This window comes from Candidatus Symbiopectobacterium sp. NZEC127, assembly GCF_025962675.1.
Lineage (GTDB): Bacteria > Pseudomonadota > Gammaproteobacteria > Enterobacterales > Enterobacteriaceae > Symbiopectobacterium.
Map to the genome: position 1 here is coordinate 146369 of NZ_JAGFPG010000005.1, position 21807 is coordinate 168175.

21 protein-coding genes are annotated in these 21807 nt (G+C 56.1%); 6 read left to right on the forward strand and 15 right to left on the reverse strand.

The window, feature by feature from the left end; translation table 11 throughout:
• Window positions 1-38: 38 nt before the first annotated feature.
• The gene (locus tag J5069_RS18225; RefSeq protein ID WP_264645315.1) at window positions 39-914 is read right to left on the reverse strand and encodes a LysR family transcriptional regulator; all 876 of its coding nucleotides are present in this window, start codon (window positions 912-914) and stop codon (window positions 39-41) included.
• A 105-nt stretch (window positions 915-1019) separates the two neighbouring features.
• On the opposite strand from J5069_RS18225, the gene eamB reads away from it, so the two are divergent.
• Window positions 1020-1607 (forward strand): cysteine/O-acetylserine transporter, encoded by a 588-nt coding sequence (eamB, locus tag J5069_RS18230; RefSeq protein ID WP_264645200.1) that lies wholly within the window; start codon window positions 1020-1022, stop codon window positions 1605-1607.
• 124 nt (window positions 1608-1731) lie between these two features.
• Here the strand turns inward: eamB and J5069_RS18235 are convergent, their stop codons facing one another.
• The 5 genes from J5069_RS18235 to J5069_RS18255 form a co-directional block, all read right to left on the reverse strand.
• Window positions 1732-2136 carry a YybH family protein gene (locus tag J5069_RS18235; protein WP_264645201.1) on the reverse strand — a complete coding sequence of 135 codons (405 nt, stop codon included), beginning with the start codon at window positions 2134-2136 and terminating at the stop codon, window positions 1732-1734.
• Window positions 2137-2239: 103 nt separating this feature from the next.
• Entirely contained in the window at window positions 2240-3856 is a 1617-nt protein-coding gene (locus tag J5069_RS18240) for an ABC transporter ATP-binding protein (protein ID WP_264645202.1), read from the reverse strand.
• Window positions 3853-4686 carry an ABC transporter permease gene (locus J5069_RS18245; RefSeq protein WP_264645203.1) on the reverse strand — a complete coding sequence of 278 codons (834 nt, stop codon included), beginning with the start codon at window positions 4684-4686 and terminating at the stop codon, window positions 3853-3855. The genes J5069_RS18240 and J5069_RS18245 overlap by 4 nt, the downstream gene beginning before the upstream one ends.
• On the reverse strand, window positions 4686-5663 hold the full coding sequence (locus J5069_RS18250) for an ABC transporter permease (protein ID WP_264645204.1): 978 nt from the start codon (window positions 5661-5663) through the stop codon (window positions 4686-4688). Before J5069_RS18250 ends, J5069_RS18245 begins: the two co-directional genes overlap by 1 nt.
• A 6-nt stretch (window positions 5664-5669) precedes the next feature.
• Window positions 5670-7295, reverse strand: a complete 1626-nt coding sequence (locus J5069_RS18255; protein ID WP_264645205.1) for an ABC transporter substrate-binding protein — start codon at window positions 7293-7295, stop codon at window positions 5670-5672.
• A gap of 223 nt (window positions 7296-7518) precedes the next feature.
• Here J5069_RS18255 and J5069_RS18260 point away from each other — a divergent pair, with 223 nt between their 5' ends.
• Genes J5069_RS18260 through J5069_RS18270 form a run of 3 tightly spaced genes read left to right on the forward strand, consistent with a single transcriptional unit; the run spans window position 7519 to window position 9971 of the window.
• Window positions 7519-8277 carry a VOC family protein gene (locus J5069_RS18260; RefSeq protein ID WP_264645206.1) on the forward strand — a complete coding sequence of 253 codons (759 nt, stop codon included), beginning with the start codon at window positions 7519-7521 and terminating at the stop codon, window positions 8275-8277.
• A gap of 46 nt (window positions 8278-8323) precedes the next feature.
• Complete coding sequence (proC, locus tag J5069_RS18265) at window positions 8324-9145, forward strand: pyrroline-5-carboxylate reductase (protein ID WP_264645207.1); 822 nt, start codon at window positions 8324-8326, stop codon at window positions 9143-9145.
• Between the two features lie 25 nt (window positions 9146-9170).
• Window positions 9171-9971 carry a pyrroline-5-carboxylate reductase family protein gene (locus J5069_RS18270; protein WP_264645208.1) on the forward strand — a complete coding sequence of 267 codons (801 nt, stop codon included), beginning with the start codon at window positions 9171-9173 and terminating at the stop codon, window positions 9969-9971.
• Window positions 9972-10208: 237 nt separating this feature from the next.
• Here the strand turns inward: J5069_RS18270 and J5069_RS18275 are convergent, their stop codons facing one another.
• The 3 genes from J5069_RS18275 to J5069_RS24310 are packed head-to-tail and all read right to left on the reverse strand — an operon-like array spanning window position 10209 to window position 10849.
• On the reverse strand, window positions 10209-10616 hold the full coding sequence (locus J5069_RS18275) for a type II toxin-antitoxin system HicB family antitoxin (RefSeq protein ID WP_264645209.1): 408 nt from the start codon (window positions 10614-10616) through the stop codon (window positions 10209-10211).
• 51 nt (window positions 10617-10667) lie between these two features.
• Window positions 10668-10742, reverse strand: a complete 75-nt coding sequence (locus J5069_RS24305; RefSeq protein ID WP_413542261.1) for a type II toxin-antitoxin system HicA family toxin — start codon at window positions 10740-10742, stop codon at window positions 10668-10670.
• Window positions 10742-10849: a type II toxin-antitoxin system HicA family toxin gene (locus J5069_RS24310; RefSeq protein WP_413542255.1), complete on the reverse strand. Its 108-nt coding sequence runs from the start codon at window positions 10847-10849 to the stop codon at window positions 10742-10744. Before J5069_RS24310 ends, J5069_RS24305 begins: the two co-directional genes overlap by 1 nt.
• A 284-nt stretch (window positions 10850-11133) precedes the next feature.
• On the opposite strand from J5069_RS24310, the gene J5069_RS18285 reads away from it, so the two are divergent.
• On the forward strand, window positions 11134-12387 hold the full coding sequence (locus J5069_RS18285; RefSeq protein WP_264645210.1) for an MFS transporter: 1254 nt from the start codon (window positions 11134-11136) through the stop codon (window positions 12385-12387).
• 55 nt (window positions 12388-12442) lie between these two features.
• Here the strand turns inward: J5069_RS18285 and yjiA are convergent, their stop codons facing one another.
• From yjiA to J5069_RS18310, 5 genes are all read right to left on the reverse strand, one after another.
• Entirely contained in the window at window positions 12443-13402 is a 960-nt protein-coding gene (gene yjiA, locus J5069_RS18290) for a GTPase (RefSeq protein ID WP_264645211.1), read from the reverse strand.
• Between the two features lie 45 nt (window positions 13403-13447).
• Entirely contained in the window at window positions 13448-13651 is a 204-nt protein-coding gene (locus tag J5069_RS18295) for a YbdD/YjiX family protein (RefSeq protein ID WP_195313178.1), read from the reverse strand.
• A gap of 96 nt (window positions 13652-13747) precedes the next feature.
• Window positions 13748-15901: a carbon starvation CstA family protein gene (locus J5069_RS18300; RefSeq protein WP_264645212.1), complete on the reverse strand. Its 2154-nt coding sequence runs from the start codon at window positions 15899-15901 to the stop codon at window positions 13748-13750.
• A gap of 267 nt (window positions 15902-16168) precedes the next feature.
• A complete protein-coding gene (locus J5069_RS18305; protein ID WP_264645213.1) occupies window positions 16169-17821 on the reverse strand; it encodes a hypothetical protein in 1653 nt (550 codons plus the stop codon).
• 141 nt (window positions 17822-17962) lie between these two features.
• Entirely contained in the window at window positions 17963-18880 is a 918-nt protein-coding gene (locus tag J5069_RS18310) for an EamA family transporter (protein WP_264645214.1), read from the reverse strand.
• Window positions 18881-19168: 288 nt separating this feature from the next.
• Between J5069_RS18310 and J5069_RS18315 the strand changes: the two genes are divergently transcribed.
• Entirely contained in the window at window positions 19169-19963 is a 795-nt protein-coding gene (locus tag J5069_RS18315; RefSeq protein ID WP_264645215.1) for an SDR family NAD(P)-dependent oxidoreductase, read from the forward strand.
• Window positions 19964-19994: 31 nt separating this feature from the next.
• Here the strand turns inward: J5069_RS18315 and atzF are convergent, their stop codons facing one another.
• The gene (atzF, locus tag J5069_RS18320) at window positions 19995-21806 is read right to left on the reverse strand and encodes an allophanate hydrolase (protein WP_264645216.1); all 1812 of its coding nucleotides are present in this window, start codon (window positions 21804-21806) and stop codon (window positions 19995-19997) included.
• Between the last annotated feature and the right edge of the window lies 1 nt (window position 21807).

Genomic DNA, 21807 nt, shown 5'->3' on the forward strand with positions numbered 1-21807 from the left:
TATTTACTCATTACTTATTGACGGTTGAGGCCGATCTTTTAATCCAGACACTGGTGCATGCAGTCAATGAACATGTTCATCGCAGGGCTCACCGTTCTGCCTGCATGATATGCACAAAGCGCAGTAATCGATGGCGGAGTCTCGGAAAATGGCAGCTCCTGCAACTCGCCCGATGCCAGTTCCCGCAACACACTGAAACGTGGCAAAAACGAAATCCCCAGATTACTGGCCACACATTGCTTTATGCTCTCAATGCTCCAGAGTTCAATGGTGTTCTCAAGCGTTATCTTTCTCTCGCGAAGCGCAGACTCAAAAATTTGTCTGAACACACACTGAGGCTCATTGATAATGAAGCTGACCGGAATGTGCTGCTCCCTTTGCGTAAAATCGACGTGCTGAAGCTGCGGGGATGCAACAAGCACCAGTTCCTGCTGCCCGAAGTATTCCATGTGCAGCGCATCATCATTTCCGACGCGATAAAAAACGCCCAGATCCGTATGGTCAGCCAGCAGAGCATCACGAATGACATAGCAGTTAACCGACTGAAGCGACAGACGAACTTTTGGCGCTTTTTCCCTGAATAACCGGAGAACGTCCGGCATTTTATAGGCCAGCAGCGTTTCCCCTACCATGATCCGCAAATCCCCGGCGATATCTTCCTCACGGGAAGAAATCTGACGGATCCCGTCCAGTACACGCGTCAGCTCCCTCACCCTTGGCAGCAGTAATTTCCCGGCGGGTGTTAATACCATACGGCGGCCCACTTTCTCAAAAACCGGATACGCCAGTTCCTGTTCTAACTGCTGGATCTGAAAAGTAATGGTCGATTGGGTACAGCACAGTTTCCGGGCGGCTTGCGCAAAGGAACCTTCCTCAACCACCGTTTTAAAGGTAATGAAGCGACGCAGATCCATACAGCCCCCAAACATATCGAAATATTGAAAATCTGACATTGAAAACATTCGCTTTTTTGAATGTTTCTGGACGGATAATATGCGGCAGGACTAAGGAGATCACAAGTGACATCAACCATTATCAGTGGGTTTTTAACCTACACATTGATTACCGCATTGACCCCCGGACCCAACAATATCCTGGCGCTTAGCTCGGTAAATCAGTATGGCCTGCGCCGCAGTATTCGCGTGTTGATGGGCATGAGCGCGGGGTTTCTGGTGCTTATGCTTGCCTGCGGCGCGTTTACCTTTACGTTGATTAGCCTTCTTCCTTCATTAACCCGATGGCTGGTCTGGATCGGTGCGGGATATATCCTCTGGCTGGCATGGCGCATTGCGACCCATGCGCCAACCACAGCAAACGGCAGCGGGCACCCTCTCAGTTTTTGGGTAAGTTTTTGGCTGCAATTTGCTAACGTTAAGATCATTCTTTACGGTATCACCGCCTTGTCTGCATTCGTTTTACCCTATACACAGGATATTTTTTGGGTAACGGCAGTCAGCATCCTTTTGGCGGTGATTGGCTGTGCGGGAAATCTGATCTGGGCGCTGGCGGGGCATCTGTTCCAGTCGCTTTTCCGCAGGCATGGTCAGGTGGTCAATCTGGTGCTGGCTTTGTTGCTGGTTTACTGTGCCGCCCGGATGTTTTTCTGACGCATTCTGAATTGCCCAGCCGTTCAGGGAGATGACGCAACCCAAAAGCTTCATAGCGTCGAACAGCATCCTTCCGTTCGTCGAGCGTTTCGAGATAGCAGGCGCGGTAATTCAAGCAACCGCCTTAGACGATTTCCGCATTCAATAGATCGGTACCGTAAGAGTTGTCGATGGCGCACAGCCAACGGTTATCGCTTTCCTGGCGAAAGACATAGGTAGCACGACGCGTTGTCTCTACCGTCCCGCCTTGTCCGTCGGGGAAACGAAGCAATGTTTCCATAATAACCAGCGCATTTCCGCCACCTTCAATGACCTGCATTTCGCCCTGTTTCACGACAAGTTGATCCTGAAAGTAATCAGAGATGGCAATAAAGGCTTTCCTGATATTCTCTTTTCCTTTCACGATCATGCCTGGCTTAACCACCAGTGCGGCGTCTTCAGAATAGTGATCCATCAGTGAGTCAAAGTCTCTCTTGGAGATTGCCACATCACAGGATTCAATGATGTGGCGTAACGGATGTGAGTGCATGCAAATTTATCCTGCTAAGTGACTGTCTGTGTTTACTCTATCACCAAGTCACCCGCATGATCAGATCCGGTTATTCCTCTCAACGCATAGGTATTGTGCGCTATCACGCCGCCGACACCTGCCACTCACGCCCCGGAATTGCCTCCAGCAGTTGCCGGGTATAGGCATGCTGCGGCTGCTGATACACCTGATAGGTCGGCCCTTGCTCCACAATCTTGCCGGATTTCATCACGATAATGCGATCGCACACTTGCGCTGCCACGCGCAGATCGTGGGTGATAAAAATCAGCGACAAGCCCAGACGTTGCCGTAAATCCGCTAGCAGCGCCAGCACCTGCGCTTGCACAGAGACGTCTAACGCCGATACCGGTTCATCAGCCACCAGAATCTTCGGTTCCACCGCCAGTGCACGCGCCAAACCAATGCGCTGACGCTGGCCGCCGGAGAATTCATGGGGATAACGGTGTATCGCGCCAGCGTCCAATCCCACCAGCGCAAACAACGCTTTGACCTTCTCCAGCGCCTGCGCGCGTGGCACACCGCGAATCAACAGCCCTTTGGCAGCGATTTCGCCCACCGTTTGACGCGGGTTCAACGAGGCAAACGGATCCTGAAACACCATCTGAATATCCCGGCTCTGTTCACGCAGCGCGCGAGATTTCAGTTGGGCCAGATCGTGCCCGTCAAAGTGAATTTCGCCGGAATCCGGCTGATATAACCGCACGATGCAGCGCGCCAGCGTCGATTTGCCGGAGCCGCTTTCACCAACAATACCCAGCGTACTACCCTGTGGCAGCGTCAGGCTGACATCCTGCACCGCAGCCACCTGCCGCTGGCGACGACGAAACAGCCCCGGCTCGCGGAAGGTTTTATTGATGTTTTTCAAGGTGAGCAGCGCGGGCTGTTCCTGCGTCGGACGCGGCAGCGCCGGATGCAGAGACGGCACAGCGGCAATCAGCGAACGGGTATATTCATGGCGCGGGGCATACAACACCTGCGCCGCCGGGCCTTGCTCCACCAGTTCACCGTGGCGCATTACCGCCACGCGATCGGCAATATCAGCCACCACCCCGAAATCATGGGTAATGAACAGTACTGAGGTACCGCGCCGCTGCTGTAACTCACGAATCAAACGCAGAATCTGTGCCTGTGTGGTCACATCCAGCGCGGTCGTCGGTTCATCCGCGATCAGTACCAGCGGTTCGAGCGCCAGCGCCATCGCGATCATCACACGCTGGCGTTGGCCGCCAGAAAGCTGGTGCGGATAGGCACGCACCGTGGCGGTCGGTTCGGGAATATGCACATCTTCCAGCAAGCGCAGCACGCGCGCGTCCACGTCCTGCCTGGTCAGTTTGGGGCGATGGATAAGAAACATTTCGGCAATTTGGTCACCTACCCGGTGCAGCGGATTAAGCGCCGTCATCGGGTCCTGAAAAATCATGCCGATACGCGCACCGCGCCACTGACGGAGTTCTTCTTGCGTCAGTTGCAGCAGGTCACGCCCTTCAAAGGTAATGCTGCCCTGTGTCGGTTGTACCCGCTCCGGCAGCAAACCCATAATGGCGCTGGCGGTCATGGATTTGCCCGATCCGCTCTCGCCTACCACGCACAAAATTTCGTTATAGCGTAAGTCCAGCGACAGGTCGCGCAACGCCCAGGGGCGATCGGCATCCGGCGGCAACGCCACGCTGAGATGATTAATGGATAACAGTACGCTCATCGGTTTCTCAGCCTTGGGTTCAATGCATCATTCAGCCCCTGCCCCACCAGTGAGACAGCGAGCACGGTCAGTAAGATAGCCACACCGGGAATGGCAGAAACGTACCATTCCTGTCGCAATACGCTGCGTCCACCACCAATCAGGTTGCCCCACGACGGCACGTTGGGATCGGACAAGTTCAGGAACGCCAGCGCGCTCTCCAAGAGAATCGCCACCGCCATGATCACACTGGCGTACACCACGATGGGCGGCAGTGCGTTAGGCAAAATCTCTCTGAACACGATGGGCATGTCACGCATCCCCAATGAGCGCACCGCTTGCACAAACTCGCGGTGGCGCAGTGACAGAAACTCGGCCCGCGTCAACCGCGCCGCAGGCGGCCAGGAGACCACACCAATCGCCAGAATCACCGTTGACAGCGTAGAACCAAATACCGCCACCAACACCAGTAGCAACAAGAAGTTAGGCAGGATCTGAAACGCTTCGGTCAAGCGCATCAGCATGTCGTCTACCACGCCGCCGTAAAAACCGGCCAACGCGCCTACCACGATGCCAATGACGATGGCGATCGCTGTCGCCACCACGCCAATGGTGAGAGAGACGCGCGCGCCGTGGAAGATCTGCGCAGCAATATCGCGCCCAGTATGGTCGGTGCCGAACAGGAAGCGGGCGTTATGCAGTGGCCATTGCAACGGACGCCCGGCCAGGCGCAGCGGATCGGCCGGGAAAAACCAGCCCGCGGAGAGCGCCATGCCGATCACCAGCACCAACAGGATCAAACCAAACAGCGCGCTCGGGCTGCGCGCATAGCGTTTAAAAAAGTTCACCATCAGCCTTCACCTGCAATACGGGGGTCCAACCGGGCATACAGCAGGTCCACCAGAAAATTGATTGCTATCACTAACAGCGCAGAGACAAACACAATGCCGAGCAGGGTGTTCAAGTCACGCTGCATCACCGACTCATAGGCCAAGCGTCCCAGCCCTGGCAGAGCGAACACGCTCTCTACCACGACCGACCCGCCCAGCATGGTGCCGGTTTGCAACCCAATCAGCGTCACCAGCGGCAACAGCGCATTACGCAGCACGTGGCGTACCACGATGCGCGTCTCCGGCACGCCTTTGGCACGGGCGGTACGCACAAAATCCAGCGTCGACACTTCCAGCATCGATGCGCGCATAATGCGCAGATAAATCGCCAGAAAAATCAGTGCCAGTGTTAACGTCGGCAGCACCAGATGGTGGGCGATATCCAGCACTCTGGCCCAGCCCGTCAGCCCGCTGGCGATGGTTTCAAAACCGCCGGAAGGGAGCCAATCGAGGTAGATGGAAAACAGGAAGATGCCCATCAGCCCGAACCAGAATGAGGGCGTGGCGTAGCAGATCAGGCCCAACAGGGAGATCACCGTGTCCTGCCAGCGGTTAACCCGCCGGGCAGACACAATGCCCAGCACCATCCCGACCGGGATGGCAAAAGCGAGTGAGGTCCCCATCAGCAGCAGCGTGACGGGTAAACGCTCAGCAATCACACTGGCGACCGGTTTGCCGTAAATGGCCGACTGCCCGAGATCGAGGTGCGCCAGCCGCCACAGATAGTCCCACAGCCGTACCGAGGTAGACTGATCGAGCGCATAGTAGCGGCGCAGTTCCTCAATCATGGTGGGGTCGGCACCGCCGACCTGTGCCACCAGCGCATCAACGGTATCGCCCGGTGCCAGTTGCAGTAGCAGAAACAACCCGACCAGAATCAACAGCAGCGCGGGTAGCGCTGCTGCCAAGCGGCGACCGCTCAGCAGTAACAGCCTCATCGGTGATTAACCCTCTAACCAGGTGTCATGCCAACTGCTGGAAGGCCAGCGCGCGGTGTTCAATGCGTTCTTCACCTTCTTATTGATGACGGTGAGGAACTGGCGCTCGGTGGCAAACCACACCGGGAATTGCTCGTTCACCTGCGCGACCAGCGTGGCATACAGTTCACGGCGCTTCTGCGGATCGACTTCTGACGCGGCATCATCAATCAGCTTGTCGATAGCATCAGACTGCCAGCCATATTGGTTGGTCCAGGGCGCCCCCGCCGGGCTGCCGGAACGCAGCCACACCGTGGTGGAAACCGCCGGATCGCCGCGATACTGGTGCCAGCCGGTGGCGATATCAAAATTGTGTTCTTTGTAGACCGCCGTCAATGCACCCGCGTAGTCGTAGTTGGCAATCTCCACTTTGATGCCCACTTCCGCCAGCGATTGCTGAATAAAGGTGGCAAACAACGGCACGTCTTCACCGTTAACAATCTGCACCAGCTTCAGTGTGAAGCGCGTGCCGTTAGCCTGGCGGCGGTAGCCTGCGTCATCCAGCAACGCCTCTGCCTTTTTACGATCGAACGGATAGGGTTGCTTGCTGTTCGCCGGATAGAAGTTGGTGGCGGTAGACGGAATAATGCCGGTGGCGGGCTTACCTTGCCCATACAGGAAGTTTTCGATAAAGAACGGCACATCGATAGCGTGAGCAATTGCGCGGCGCACGCGAATATCGGCAATCTCTTTACGCCGGAAGTTAAATTCCACGGTGTTGTTGAAGATATTGCCTTCAGAACCGCGCGGCGTGACCTCGAAATCCGGGTGGCGTTGCAGGCGATCCAGGTCAGCCAGTGAGAGCTGCGAGTAGGCACTCAGCTGTACCTGCCCGGTTTCCAGCGCGGCGGTAGCGGCGGATTTGTCAGTGATAATGCGCCATACGATACGCTCAATGTAAGGCTGCCCTTCGCGCCAGTAGTCCGGGTTGCGCGTGGCGACGATGTATTGTCCGCGTTCGTACTGCACAAACTTGAATGGCCCGGTGCCGATAGGCGCGGTGTTGGCCGGGTTCTCCAGCACGTTGGTGTTTTCGTACACGTGGCGTGGCACTACATAGCCGAGATCCGCCAGCGCACGCAGCAGCAAGCCAATCGGCATTGGGCGTGAATAGTTGAATACCACGGTGTGGTCATCCGGCGTCTCTACCGTTTCCAGATACTGTTGCACCGCAGTGCCGTAGTTCAGGTGTTTTTTCCACAATTCCAACGCATTGTATTGCACGTCGCTGGCGGTAAACGGCTTGCCATCGTGCCATTTAACGCCCTGACGCAGCGTAAAGGTAATGCGTTTGCCGTCCGGCGAGGTTTGCCATCCTGTTGCCAGTTGCGGCACCACGTTGCCCAACGCATCCAAGTCCACCAGAGATTCGATAATCTTGCTGGTGACGATGTATACCCCGGTGGAGGCGCGCAGCGCCGAGTTGAGAATACGCTGCTCAGAAGCCAGATGTACGCTCAGCGTGCCCCCTTTCACCGGGGTGCCCGCTGCCGTTGCACCGGTTCCCTGTGCGGCCGATAAATAAGAGGTAAAGGGCAACGTCGCCGTCACGGCGGCGGTCGAAAGCAATAAGCGTCTGCGGGTAATATTCATGAATCGTTACTCGAATTAAGAGGAGAATAACGCAGAGCATAAAGTCAGTAATAATTATTATGTAAATGATGTTTCGTCATATCGAAAGAGGAATTTGGCATATATCAATTTTCGCATCGCTATATTCATTTTTCAGATAAGCAAAGATAAAAAAATTACTATCTAACTAGGGTTAATCTCTTTCTAATGTTCGAATCCTATTTTTAATTCCGCGAGGGAAACCATGGCTACATTACGCTGGGATCACGCCGTACATTATGTCAACCACCTGGATGACGCGATTGCTACTTTTACCGATAACCAGCTGGTTGCGTTTCCCGGTGGTGCACACCCCGGTTGGGGCACTCACAATGCGCTCAGTTATTTTGGCCTGACTTACCTCGAATTCCTGAGCATTCGTGATGCGCAGGAGCTGGAACAAGCGCAAGACTTTCTGCTGTCTCAGGACGCAAAGCGCTTGCTACCGGAACAGCAGGTGCTCTACCGCGTGGCATTGCGCAGCGATGATATTGATACCACCCATCAGGCATTGCAGGAGCAGGGGTTAACCCTGTCGCCGATTGTGGATGGCAAGCGCCACGACAAACAGGGCAATCTGATCGAGTGGCGCATCTTCACCATCAGCGGTGATTTCCAGGGCGTGCCTTATCCCTTTGTCCTGCAATGGAAAACCAATGACGCCGCCCGTCTCGATTTCCTGCGCACCAACAATATCGACAGACCGCACCCGGTGGGTCAGGCTCGTCTTCAGGCGGCCATCTTCACGGTGCAGCATCCAGAGCAAGTGGCACAGCACTGGCAAAAGCTGTTCCAATTCCCAGCCAGTGAACACACGCCGACTACCCTGTATATCGATGAACAGCAATTTATTTTCCAAGCGGGTGAAGAGAACCGCCTCACGGCATTGCAAATCGCCACCGATAATGACACCGTTAAAGGTCAATCGGTAACGCTGGGCGGCGGCGAATATCAATTTGTTTAATATTCACTCACTCGATTAAATAATTATCAGATAAAAAGACAGCACCATGAATAAAAAAATTGGTTTTATTGGCTGCGGTAATATGGGCCGCGCCATTCTGTTAGGGTTAATTTCCAGCCAGGTTGTCTCGCCGCAGCAGATTATTGCGTACGACATCATTCCTGATATTACCGCCGGGCTTGTCAGCCAACACGGCATTATCGCGGCAACCAGCAATGCCGACCTGGCCCTTCAGGCGGATATTATCTTCCTGGCCGTGAAACCGGATGTGATTGATGCCGCGCTGCACGACATTGCCGCATTGCTCAACCCTAACCAGATTCTGGTCTCGATTGCCGCCGGTATCTCGCTTGATGCGATCGGTGCCGTGGTAGGCGCGGAGCGCAAAGTAGTGCGCGTCATGCCGAACACCCCCGCGCTGGTGCGTGAAGCCATCTGTTCCGTGACACCCAACGCCCAGGTGACCGCCGAAGAACTGGCACAGGTCAATACGCTGATCGGCAGCATTGGCCGCTACGAACAGGTGCCGGAATACCTGATCCACGCCGTCACGGGCGTCGGCGGTTCTGCCCCTGCCTTTGTGTTTATCCTGATTGAGGCGATGGCCGACGCCGCAGTTGCCGGCGGTTTGACGCGCAAACAGGCGTATCAGTTTGCCGCACAAACCGTGTTGGGCTCCGCCAAGCTGGTGCTGGAAAGCGGGCAGCATCCCGGTGTGCTGAAAGACAACGTCTGCTCCCCCGGCGGCACCACCATTGAAGGTGTCGCGGTGTTGGAAGACAAAGGTTTCCGCGCGGCCATTTATCAGGCGGTACGCGCCAGCACCTTGAAGTCCGTGCGCCTGTCGCAAGACACCAAACAGGCCTGATTTTCATTCGATCGAGAGAAATGCTATGGCACACATTCATTTTATTGGTGCGGGACAAATGGCAGAAGCCATTATCCGCGCCGCACAGGTCAACCCGGCGCTGACTGACGCGCAGTTCAGCATTGAAGATATTGATGCCGAGCGTGTCGCCACCCTGACGCACACCTACGCGTTGCCGACCCAAACGTCAGATAGCGCGTTGGCGAACGCAGATTTGGTGGTGATTGCCGTTCGCCCGCAGGATGATATTCCGGCCGTGGCGCAGCGTATTAACCAGCTTGCCTCAGCGCACAGCACGGTTATCTCCATTGTGGCCGGGGTTACGCTGGCGCAGTTGACGGCACTGCTGGGGGAAACGCGCGCCATCGCCCGCGTGATTCCGAATACGCTGACCGATACCGGCTATGGCTATAGCGGCGTGACGCTCAATCAACATGCGCAGGCTGAAAAGCTTGATGGGTTCTTCACCGCATTCGGCAAAGTGCTGTATCTGGAGGAGCGTCTGATCGATGTCTTCACCGGCTTTGGCGTGGCGGGACCGAACTATATTTACTACTTTATCGAATCGCTGACCGATGCCGGTGTGCTGGCAGGGTTGCCGCGCCCGCTGGCAACCAAGGTGGTGCAGGAAAATCTGCTGGGCGCAGTAGAAATGCTACGTTTAAGCGGAAAACACCCACGCCAACTGCTGGATATCAACAATTCGCCCGCAGGCGTCGGCATGCACGGCTTGTATGAACTGAATAACAGCGATTTTGCTGCCGGGCTGCAACGCAGCGTACTGGCGGCCGTGAAACGTACCACCGCGCTGGCGAATTCACGCTAAACGTCAGGCTGCCAGGGTCTGGTTAGGTGGTTCGCTCTACGTTGGGCTGTATGCACGAACACCTCGCGCAGCCCAACGACCACTTGTTGCGCAGGTAACTACTCTCTTAATCCCCTCCCTGACAGACACGTAAAATCGCCACTGACAGTGGTACTAAAAGCCGGAGGGACTGCATTATGAATGATAAAAAAAAGCCCACATTGTGGGCTTTAATGATTCGAGTAAGGGAATGTTATTTTAAGAATGCTTCAACAATTCACGTCGGGCCAACTCAGCGATAAATCCGCTGCGGCTGGAAAACTCACCGTTACTGCTAACATAATCATCAATGCGTTTTAAAAGATTTTGCGGCAAAGTAATGTTCAACTTTATTGCTTTACCTTCATATTTAGTGGTATCGATATCAACGAAACCCCATATGCCACCCTGGCAATCTTCATCATCTTTGTAATCGTTGATATTTTTGGCGATCGGCACTTCCCGACCTTTCTCACTTTGATATTCCAGATACGCATCAATGGCAACATGAGCTTCGGCGATCGCCTCGTCGATAGTGTCACCAGCGAAATAACATCCCACCACGTCCGGTACAAACCCGGAGTATGTGCCGCTATCGGCCTGGTGTAAGTAAACTGGATATTTCATACGCGATTTCCTCTCTTAAAAAGCAGCGTGCGTCGCACGCTACTGTACAACTTATTTTTCGCCCAACTGCTTTAGGATTTTGTGCAACGTACCCGTCGCTAAATCCTTAGTCGGATGAGGCACCACTATCGGTCTTGTTCACCTTCTTTTTCAAAGAGGTGATGTGAGCCTCGTGTGCGGACGTGTACCCAACCGGCCTTTTTCAACTTCTTTATGAGTTCTTCACTTTTCATCCATTCCCCTTTGTTATCGAATCGTGGGTATCATACCCACCAGAACAGGAAGGCGTCAAGTTTTTGGTGGGTATAGTGGGTATAAAAAGCAAGGCAGATTGTAGGATAAATTGTCTGAAACAGGCCGCAGTTAACATACTGCACGCATACCGTGCGCAATGTGCTCGACCAGCACGAAAATACCTTGCCTGTGCCAAGTCATGGATGGTAAGAAAAATAACGTCACTCCCCCCTAAACCCCGCCAACGGGGAATAGTCGTATTGGATTAACACCGGGATTCACCATGGCTTTGTTTGCCTCACCGGGCGCAGACTCTTTGCTGCGTCAACGTTCTTTCGTTGCATTTTGGATGGCCCGCACCGCGTCTATGTTTGGTTTTCAGATGCTCAACATCGTAGTGAGCTGGCAAATCTACTCTGTCACTGGCCGCGCGTTCGATCTGGGCCTGATTGGTCTGGCGCAGTTTTTACCCTCCGTGCTGCTGGCACTGCCCGCCGGGCATATTGCCGATCAGTTTGACCGTCGACGTATCGTGTTAATCGGCCAGTTCGTGGAGTGGTTCGCCATCGCGCTGTTGGCGATACTGGCTTTTACCCAGCCACCCGATGAGTTAACCATTCTTGGGCTGGTGCTGCTCATTGCCATCGCCAAAACCCTGGAAGCCCCGGCAATGCTTTCCATGCTGCCTGCATTGGTGCCCCCCAACATGCTGGCGCGCGCCATGGCGGCAAACTCGGCTGCCGGACAAGCCGCGATGATGGTCGGCCCGGCGCTGGGCGGACTGCTGTACGTGGCGGGCGCAGGCACCGTATATCTCGCCGCCGCGCTGCTGTATCTGATCTCCATGTTGATGGTCAGCCGACTGCGCTATGTGCAAGAGCCAGTGCGGCGCGTACCGGCCAGTTTCGCCACACTGTTTGCTGGCGTGCGCTTTATCCGTGCCCGACCTGATGTGTTGGGCGTGATTTCTCTCGATCTGTTTGCCGTATTGCTGGGCGGGGCGACGGCGCTATTGCCCATCTTTGCCAAGGATATCCTGCACACCGGTCCGTGGGGATTGGGGCTGCTGCGCGGCGCACCCGCCGTTGGGGCGCTGCTGATGGGCTTTTGGCTCACCCGCCATGCGATGGAACGTAACGTAGGCAAGATTATGTTCGCCTCCGTGGCTGGTTTTGGTGTCGCGACGCTGGTGTTTGCCCTGTCCACTCAACTGTGGCTGTCGTTACTGGCGCTGTTTGCCCTCGGAGCATTTGATATGGTGAGCATGGTGATTCGCGCCTCACTGGTGCAGCTTGATACCCCAGACGACATGCGCGGTCGCGTGAGTGCGGTCAATTCCATTTTTATCAATACGTCGAATCAACTGGGCGAGTTTGAATCCGGTCTGCTGGCGGCGTGGTTGGGTGCAGTGCCCGCAGCGGCGCTTGGCGGCATTGGCACGCTGTTGGTAGTGGCACTGTGGATGAAATGGTTCCCGTCACTGCGCCAGCGTCAGCGCTTGCATAACGAACCTGCGCAGGAGGCCAGTGCGGCCTAGCGTATTCAACACCCGCCTCTCGCAATCAGTGGGGAGGCGGTGTGTTGATGATAAGTCACATCAGACGGGCAAAGCCGTCACGAATTTCCTGCTCGGGCAATTCCAGCCCGATAAAGACCATGATGCAACCGCGCGTTTCTTCCGGCAGCCACTCTCGGTCCCAATCCGCGCTGTACAGGCGCTGCACGCCCTGAAACAGCAGACGGCGATCGTCACCGTTGATGGCGAGAATGCCTTTGTAACGCAGCAGGTTATCGGCATATTTGAGCAAGAAGCCTTCCATCGCATCCGATAACGCCGCAAAATCCACCGCGTGATCCAGTTCCACCACGATTGACTCCACGTTGTTCTGCTGCGGTGCCACGAAACGGAACAGCGGCGCTTTCACCGTCAGTGTGTCGTTAAGCATAAAGCCATCGACGTTGAACAACAGGCTGAGATCGATCTCGCCGTTGACCACGGTATAAATCGGCGCGCGCGCATTGATACGCTGCAAGCGCTGTAGCAGGGCGTCATCCTGACCTGCCACGTCGGTTTTGGTCAGCAAGATGCGATCGGCGTAACCAATTTGCGATTGGGCGATAGTGAACTGATCGAGCTGTTGCTGCGCGTGCACCGCATCCACCAGCGTGATGATGCCGTCCAGCATAAAGCGTTCGCAAATCAGCTCATTGGAGAAGAAGGTTTGGGCGATCGGGCCGGGGTCGGCCATGCCAGTGCACTCAATCACCACGTGATCGAAATCCAGTGCGCCTTTATCGATACCGTCCACCAGATCGAGCAGCGCATCCGCCAACTCATTGGCGCGGGTGCAGCAGATACAACCGTTGCTGAGCGTGGTAATGGTGCTGGCACGTTCGCCAATCAGCGCATCATCAATCGGCACCTCGCCGAACTCATTCTCAATAACGGCAATTTTATAACCATGGTCGGCATTGAGAATATGCCGGAGTAGCGTGGTTTTGCCTGCCCCAAGAAACCCGGACAGAATGGTGACATGAATCGGCTGCGTCATCGCGGCTCCTGATAATAATGCGTTCTCTTCCTGTGCTGGACGAGGTTAACAGCAGCGCATGCCGCCTTTGCCATCGCCGCCGTAGCGAGCTTGCTGCCGCTCACGGAAGAACTCTTCGTAGGTCATCGGTGGTTGATCGGGATGGTTGGTCTGCATGTGCTGAACATAGGTTTCATAGTCCGGAATCCCAATCAGCATGCGCGCTGCCTGTCCCAAATACTTTCCCGCTTTGCCAAGGTTGCCAAACATAGCTGGTCTCCTAAAAAAACTACCCCGTATATATCTTATACGGGGTATGGCGACTCGTCATCTTTCCCGCCGCAATCTGCGGCGGGAATCAGCCTATCAGTGACCGTTAGAGATCTTCACGCCGCCTGCCGGAACCGGGATATAATCGGTTTCGCCATCGGTACGCTTATCTTCCTGACGCGCTTCAATCGCCACTTTCACACCGTAGGCAATGATGCTGTACACCACGAACAGGAACAGGATGCTCAGGCCCGCGTTGGTGTAGTTGTTGATAACGATGTGGTTCATGTTGGCAATCTGCTGTGCACTCAGGTCAGCACCGCCCTCGGCAATCTTCTGTTTAAACATGTTAGCCATGTAGAAGAAGCCTTCCAACTGCGGGTTGTCGCTGAACAGTTTCAGGCCCAGCGCCCAGGTGGTGCAGATCAGCAACCACACAGCAGGCACCACGGTGACCCAAATGTATTGCGCGCGTTTCATCTTGATCAGCACTACCGTACCCAGCACCAGCGCCACAGCGGCCAGCATCTGGTTAGAGATACCGAACAGCGGCCACAGGCTCTTCACGCCGCCCAGCGGATCGACCACGCCTTGATACAGCAGGTAGCCCCACAGACCCACGCAACCTGCGGTACCGATGATACCCGCCACCAGTGAATCGGTTTTCTTCAGGAACGGTACGAAGTTACCCAACAGGTCTTGCAGCATGAAGCGGCCAGAACGGGTGCCTGCGTCCAACGCGGTCAGGATAAACAGCGCTTCGAACAGGATACCGAAGTGATACCAGAAGCCCATGTTGGCACCAGGAATAATCTGGTGGAACACGTGCGCAATACCCACAGCCAGCGTCGGTGCACCGCCTGCGCGGTTCAGAATCGACGGTTCGCCGATATCTTTCGCCGTTTGCATGATCTGCTCAGGAGAGATAACGAAGCCCCAGGAGCTAACGGTCGCTGCCGCGTGCGCAGAGACGTCTTGCAACTGCGCCATGATCATCGGCGCATCTGCCGTACCCAACTGGTGCAGGTTCGGCATGGTGATGCCCAACGCCGCCGGCGGGGTGTTCATGGCAAAGTAGAGGCCCGGCTCAATGATGGACGCTGCCACCAGTGCCATCACCGCCACAAAGGATTCCATCAGCATTGCGCCGTAACCGATAAAGCGCGCGTCGTTTTCATTCGCCAGCAGTTTCGGTGTAGTACCGGAAGCAATCAGGGCATGGAAACCAGACACCGCACCACAGGCGATAGTGATGAACAGGAACGGGAACAGGGTGCCTTTCCATACCGGACCGGTGCCGTCAACGAACTGCGTCACCGCAGGCATTTTCAGATCCGGGTTCAGGATCACGATACCGATAGCCAGACCAACGATAACGCCGATTTTCAGGAACGTTGCCAGGTAGTCGCGCGGTGCCAGAATCAACCATACTGGCAGCAGAGCGGAAACAAAGGCATAACCCACCAGGGTAAAGGTAATGGTGGTGTCTTTAAAGGTCAGCGCCGGGCCCCAGTACGGGTCGTGAGCTACCACGCCGCCAAACCAGATAGCCATCACCAGCAGCACGATACCGATCACGGACACTTCCGCTACGCGCCCTGGGCGCAGGTAGCGCATGTAGATACCCATAAACAGCGCGATCGGCACCGTAGAACATACGGTGAACACGCCCCACGGGCTTTCTGCCAGCGCTTTCACCACGATCAGCGCCAACACCGCCAGGATGATGATCATGATAAGGAAGCAGCCGAACAGCGCGATGGTGCCCGGAACCGGACCCAGCTCTTTCTTGACGATTTCACCCAGCGATGCGCCGTTACGACGAACGGAGAGGAACAGCACCATGAAATCCTGCACAGCACCGGCCAGCACCACACCCGCCAGCAGCCACAGCGTGCCCGGCAGGTAGCCGACCTGCGCTGCCAGCACCGGCCCTACCAGCGGACCTGCGCCTGCGATGGCCGCAAAGTGGTGACCGAACAGCACGTTACGGTTGGTAGGCACATAGTTCAGGCCATCGTTGTTAACCACCGCTGGCGTAGCGCGGCTCGGGTCCAACTGCATGACTTTCTGTGCAATATAGAGACTGTAGTAGCGGTAAGCCACCAGATAGACGGACACGGAAGCGACGATAATCCACAGTGCGCTCACGTGTTCGCCACGGCGCAATGCAACCACGCCAAGGCAAGATGCCCCGATGACGGCAAGCATCACCCAGGGAATGTGTTTGAGTATGGTACTGCTTTTCATAAGACATCCTTCAGGCAAATTAAGTCTTAATGGTCTGTTTTTTAATCTTTATCGAACAATATCGAGCGTCCACCACGCCGTTGGCGTCCATGTTGGACAAGGCAGGAATCGTTGACTGTGTGGGGTGTGGTGATGGCGCGACGATACGGTAATGCGAGCGAGCGCGCAGAACCAATTTGTATCGACGGTGGCATAGCGTATTAAGCGGTTAGAATTACACGCTAAGCGGTTGGGGAGAAAAACAGCGTCAGGCACGCAGCGTCACATTCAGTGTACCGGCGGCAGCGCTTTTACCTGCAAGGCACGAATTTCAATCGTTCTGCGGTATTCCTCGAGCGGCATATGACTGCCAATGCCCAGCGAGGCAAATCTCGGTTTTTGCTGAAGCACCCGGGAGAAAATTAACCTGCCATACCTTTTGATATCGACCCGCCAACCGCTTTCATGCTGGCGGACCACCACATCCATGTTGATAAAGCGCATCACATCCAGTGGCAATGTGGTATCGGTTAATCGAACCTTTTCGCCCCCCTCATGGATATCCACAAAGTACACGTTATTCACTCTGCCGAGTGCCAGCGAAGTATGACCTTCCCCATCGGTTAAGGTAAAAAAGTGGATTTCCGGGTAATAGGCATTTACGCGTATAGAGAAACGCACCCTGGCGTTGTGGGCAGGCATTTTACGTTTCAGAAACAGGTTTAGCGCATTGCAGCTATCACTCACCTTGGGAATATCCAATATCAGGCTATTGATACCGTTAACCGACTCAAAATAGGCCAGCAGGCAGGCATGCAACTGACGGTAGGTAGCGGGCTGCATGCCGCCGCCGTGCATATCGCTAACCAGTTTGAATCCGCGCAGCCCGGCAGGGGAAAGCGTTTTCAGGTTGATTTCATGGCAGGATTTTATCGCAGCGTGAGGGGCTAAAGGGATAGCCCGTTCACGCCGGTGCAGCTCTCGGGTCGCTTCGGGTTGTGGCGTGGAAGCACCTCCACGCGTAAGGCAGGCATGATAGATAAGCTTAGCGCCTCCCAGTAATACCGTACTTACTGCGCTGCCAACCGCACCGATAATCACGTTGTTGCGCACCGCTGCACGCCGAGTAGACAGCGCCGTTGTGACAACCGCCCCCGCCACCACAGGAAGAACAGCCTCACTGTTGGCAATTTTCACCGCAGATGAGCGCAGGGGAAGGCTTTCCAGTCGAAGATGGGCGATTTTGTCCGCATTTTGCGCCATGCGTGAAAGCTGATGCCAGTAAGCATCAATCCGGATTAACAGATTGGCAAAAAAGACCGGGACGCGCAGCAGACTGCGCTGAGGCGACGGTTCTTGTATCATCCAAAATCGGGTGGAAATTGCCAAAAGCCCAAGCGCCAGGTAAATGGCATGAGAAGCAGGATGATGATCGTGAGACAGAAACTGGGAAAAATAAGATATTCCGGTGTAGTCGAGCAGCGTTTGCTTAATGAAATCCGCCAAATGGGCAATCACATTCCCTTCACTGAGCATATCAACCGCGACCATCCCCAGCGTATTGAGCAATGCCAGATCGATATCCCTTTTCTCGGTGACCGAAATATACAGGCTGTGGGCTACTGCGATAACCCCGAGCGGCAAGCCGGGCAATAGTCGCGCCAATCCCGTAGCAATAAGCGCATTCTGCTTCATATCACCAAGATACTGGATCGTCTGTTTGATAGCGCGCCGACAGTCTTCGGTAAAGGGCACCAGATGCTCCGCTTTTTGTGCCGGTGGGCGTGTATCCGGCAGCGAGCCATCGCGCGCATCGAACCAGATGTCCTCAACGCACCGTTGCTCCCATGCATCAAACCATAACTCGTGATGACCTGCATCGGCAGGCGCTGGCAAGGGCGCATTGGCACAAGAGCGAGCAGAACATGAAGCCGCATGCATAGATTAAATCCTTTTTAAACTATTCATACATTGCTGTGAGACGGAGCGAGAGACATTGCCGTTTTGCTGCAATTTTACGGTCTTCCCACCGGTATCAGATTGCAGAAAAGCGGCATAACAACAGGGTGTGATGAGGTTTGGTTAAGATGCACTACGCGTCCGCGCCAGCACGGCAAGGCGCCCACCAAACACATTGACCAGCAATCCCACCATGATCAGCAGCGCACCAGCCACCTGCAGCAGCGTCAGGTGTTCATCAAGAAACAGCGCAGCGCTCAGCATGCCAAACACCGGCACCAACAGCGTCAAGGGAGCAACGCGCCAGGTTTCATAGCGCCCCAACAGGCTGCTCCAGATACCAAATCCCATGATGGTGGCAACAAACGCCAGATAACCGAGCGCCAGCACCGTGCTCATACGCACGTTGGTCAGGCTGGCAACGATCGCCGCCTGACCGTCGAACAGCCAGGAGCAGAGGAAGAATGGCCCAATCGGCACCAGCGCACTCCACACCACTAGCGACATCACATTCAAACCCGCACCGTGGCGGCTCATGATGACTTTATTGCTGATATTGCCGAACGCCCAGGAGAGCGCGCCGCCCAACGTCAGCAGCATCGTGAGCAGCGTCAACCCGGTGGTGGTCTGGTTCAGCATGCCGCCTTCCGCCAGCACAAACATGCCTAGCGTAGCAATGGCAATGCCGAGGAAATGGTTCCAACGCAGCGCCTCACCCAGCAGCAGCGCCCCCAGCAGCAGGGTGAAAAACCCTTGTGCTTGCAGCACCAGCGAGGCAATGCCCGCTGGCATACCCAGTTTTATCGCCAGAAACAGAAAGGCAAACTGGCCGAAACTGATGGTCATGCCATAGGCGACCAACCAGCGCAGCGGCAAGCGGGGGCGCGGCACAAAAAAGACGGCAGGCAGCGCCACCAGTGTAAAACGAAGCCCCGCCAGTAAAAACGGCGGCATCCCCTGCAACCCGACCTTGATAACCACAAAATTAACGCCCCAGGCAACCACCACACACAGCGCCAACAGCCAATCTTTTACTGACATTTTATTCCCCAGCGAGTGAGCGACAGCCCCGTTCGCGCGCTTTCATCGTCCTAAAATGAAACATCGCTCACAAAAACACAAGTAAGCGAATCTTATGACTATAGCGCCTTCCCCCTGGCTGAGGGGGGGATTATCAACGTTTTAGCAAAGGTCTTTCGCCTGCGTGGGGATAAAAAAAGAAAACAGAGTGGCCTACAATGGGGAACGGTTTCCGGTTGGCGGCCAGGTTTTGGTCGTCGCTAACGCCGCGCAAGGCACGGCGTCCATTCCTCGGAGGAAGGTTTCTGTATGAATATTGATCTGTCAGGAAAAACGGCGTTGGTCACCGCGTCCAGCGGCGGCATTGGGTATGCGATTGCAGCAGGGTTGGCGGAAAGCCATGCCGAGGTGATCGTGAATGGCCGCAGCAGTTCATCGGTAGACGCAGCGCTGTCCCGTTTGCAACAGCAGTTCCCGCAGGCTCGTCTTCGCGGTGCGGTGGCCGATCTCGGCAGTGCCGAAGGGGTAACGGCGCTGCTGGATCAGGTGCCGTTCGTGGATATTCTGGTGAATAACGCCGGTATTTATGGTCCGCGTGATTTCTATGACACCGATGATGCGGTGTGGGAAGACTACTGGCAAACCAACGTGATGTCGGGCGTTCGCTTGTCACGCGCTTTCCTGCCGGGCATGGTGGCGAAACAGTGGGGACGGGTGGTGTTTATCTCCTCCGAATCCGCGCGCAACATCCCTGCCGACATGATCCACTACGGCGTATCGAAAACGGCGCAGTTGGCGCTGGCGCGCGGGTTGGCAAAACGGGTCGCGGGCTCTGGCGTGACGGTGAACAGCGTGCTGCCGGGTCCTACGATTTCCGACGGCTTCGCCACCATGATGCAAGACGACGTGGCGCGCACCGGTAAATCCCTTGAGGTACTGGCGCGGGAATTCGTGATGGCGCATCGCCCCAGTTCGGTTATCCAGCGCGCTGCCAGCGTGGAAGAGGTCGCCAACATGGTGGTCTATATCTGTTCGCAGCAGGCGTCTGCCACTTCGGGCGCGGCGCTGCGCGTTGATGGCGGCGTAGTCGACGATATTCTGTGATGAAAGGGCCAGGGGTGTCCCTGGCCTCAAATCATCCCTGATGCAACGATGCCAGAAAGGCGCGCCAGCCGCCGAACGCGGTGATATCGCGAGCGCCTTCCAGCCCCTCTGCGCCACAGATAAAGCCGGTGCACCACTGCCCATCGGCCAATTGCACCTGCCCTAACCCCAATGGGGCCGGGATGCCCGCCAGAAACGACCCCACTTCCGCACTGGGCAATTCCCATACTTCAACCTCGATGGCCGCACCGCCGTCACGGGCTCTGACCATGCCGGGGCGCAGCGGCGGACCGCCCGCCAACGCATACAGTCGATAATCCGGCGCGCTCTGCGTGCATTGCACACAGCGTCCTCCCCGGTCAGTAAGCTGGTGATTGAGCGGCTGCCCGGAAAGGTGCGCCCCACAGACTACCAGCCGCTGGCGATCGTGAGTGGCTACGCGCACCGGGGCTGCGGTGGTTAAACCGGCACCGCCCACCAACGCGGCCCCCTGCTGGCGTTGCAGAGCATCGGCCAGACTCAGAAGGTACTGATCGGTAAAGGCGCGACCGAACAGCGTGATGCCCCATGGCAGCCCGTTTTGCATCTGCCCGGCGGGCACCGCCACTGCCGCATAATCCAGCATATTCATGAAGTTAGTGTAATAGCCCAAATCGCTGTTACGCTTCACCGGCTCCTCGGCCAGTTCCGCCAGCGTCACGGCTCTCGGGTAGGCAGGCGTCAATACGCAGTCCAGACCGTCCACGATCGCGTCACATTGCGCTTTGAGCTGCTGCACGCGGTATTGCGCGCGGAAGGTATTCACCGCGCTGTAGTGTGGCGCGCTGGCCAGCACATTACGAATCACCGGCAACACGGCGTCGGGCTCGGTTTCCAACAGCGTTTGCGCCGTGATATAGCGTTCCGCCACCCACGGCCCTTCATACAGCAAGCGCGCTGCGGCCAAAAACGGCGTGAAATCAATCTCAACCGCAACGCCACCCAGAGCCATCAAGCGCGCTTTGGCGGCGGCGAACAGCACAGGGCTCTCCGCGCAGCCGAAAAATTCCAGCTGTTGCGGCACGCCAAAGCGAAAACCCGTGCGCGGTTTACCAAAGGCCGCACCGTTGTTCCACTGGGGATTACGGCGGGAATAGTCATCTAACACATCGTAGCGGGCCGTTAACGACAGCAGCTGACTGGCCTCTTCCGCACTGGTGGTGAAGAACGTCACGCAGTCCAGCGTGCGACAGGCAGGCACCACGCCTGCCGCCGAGAGCAGCCCTTTGCTGGCCTTCAGCCCCACCAGATTATTGAGCGCGGCGGGCACGCGGCCACTGCCTGCGGTATCGGTGCCCAGCGCAAAGCTGGCAACGCCGAGTGCCACCGCCAGCGCCGATCCTGCGCTGGAGCCTCCCGCCGGATAATCAGGATGGACGCTGTTGCGGCACGCGCCGTAGGGTGAACGGGTGCCATTCAGCCCGGTGGCGAACTGATCGAGATTGGTTTTGCCGACCGGCACCGCACCCAGCGCAATCAGTTGTTCAACCAGCGTGGCGCTACGTTCTGGCACATAGGCAAAGGCCGGGCAGGCCGCCGTGGTGGCGATGCCAGCAATATCAATGTTGTCTTTGATGGCGAACGGAATGCCGTACAGCGGCAGCGCATCCGGCGATTTCCCGTCCAATGCAGCGAGATAGGGCTCCAGCTCCGCTTCGCTAAACAGATGAATATAAAGCGCATAATCAGCATTCAGCGTCAGCGCACGTGTGCGCAGCCGGTGGCACAGCTGGCGCGGCGTTAACTTTCCCGCCTGATAGGCGGCGCGCAGCGTCGACAGACGTAAATCGAACGAAGTTTGCATC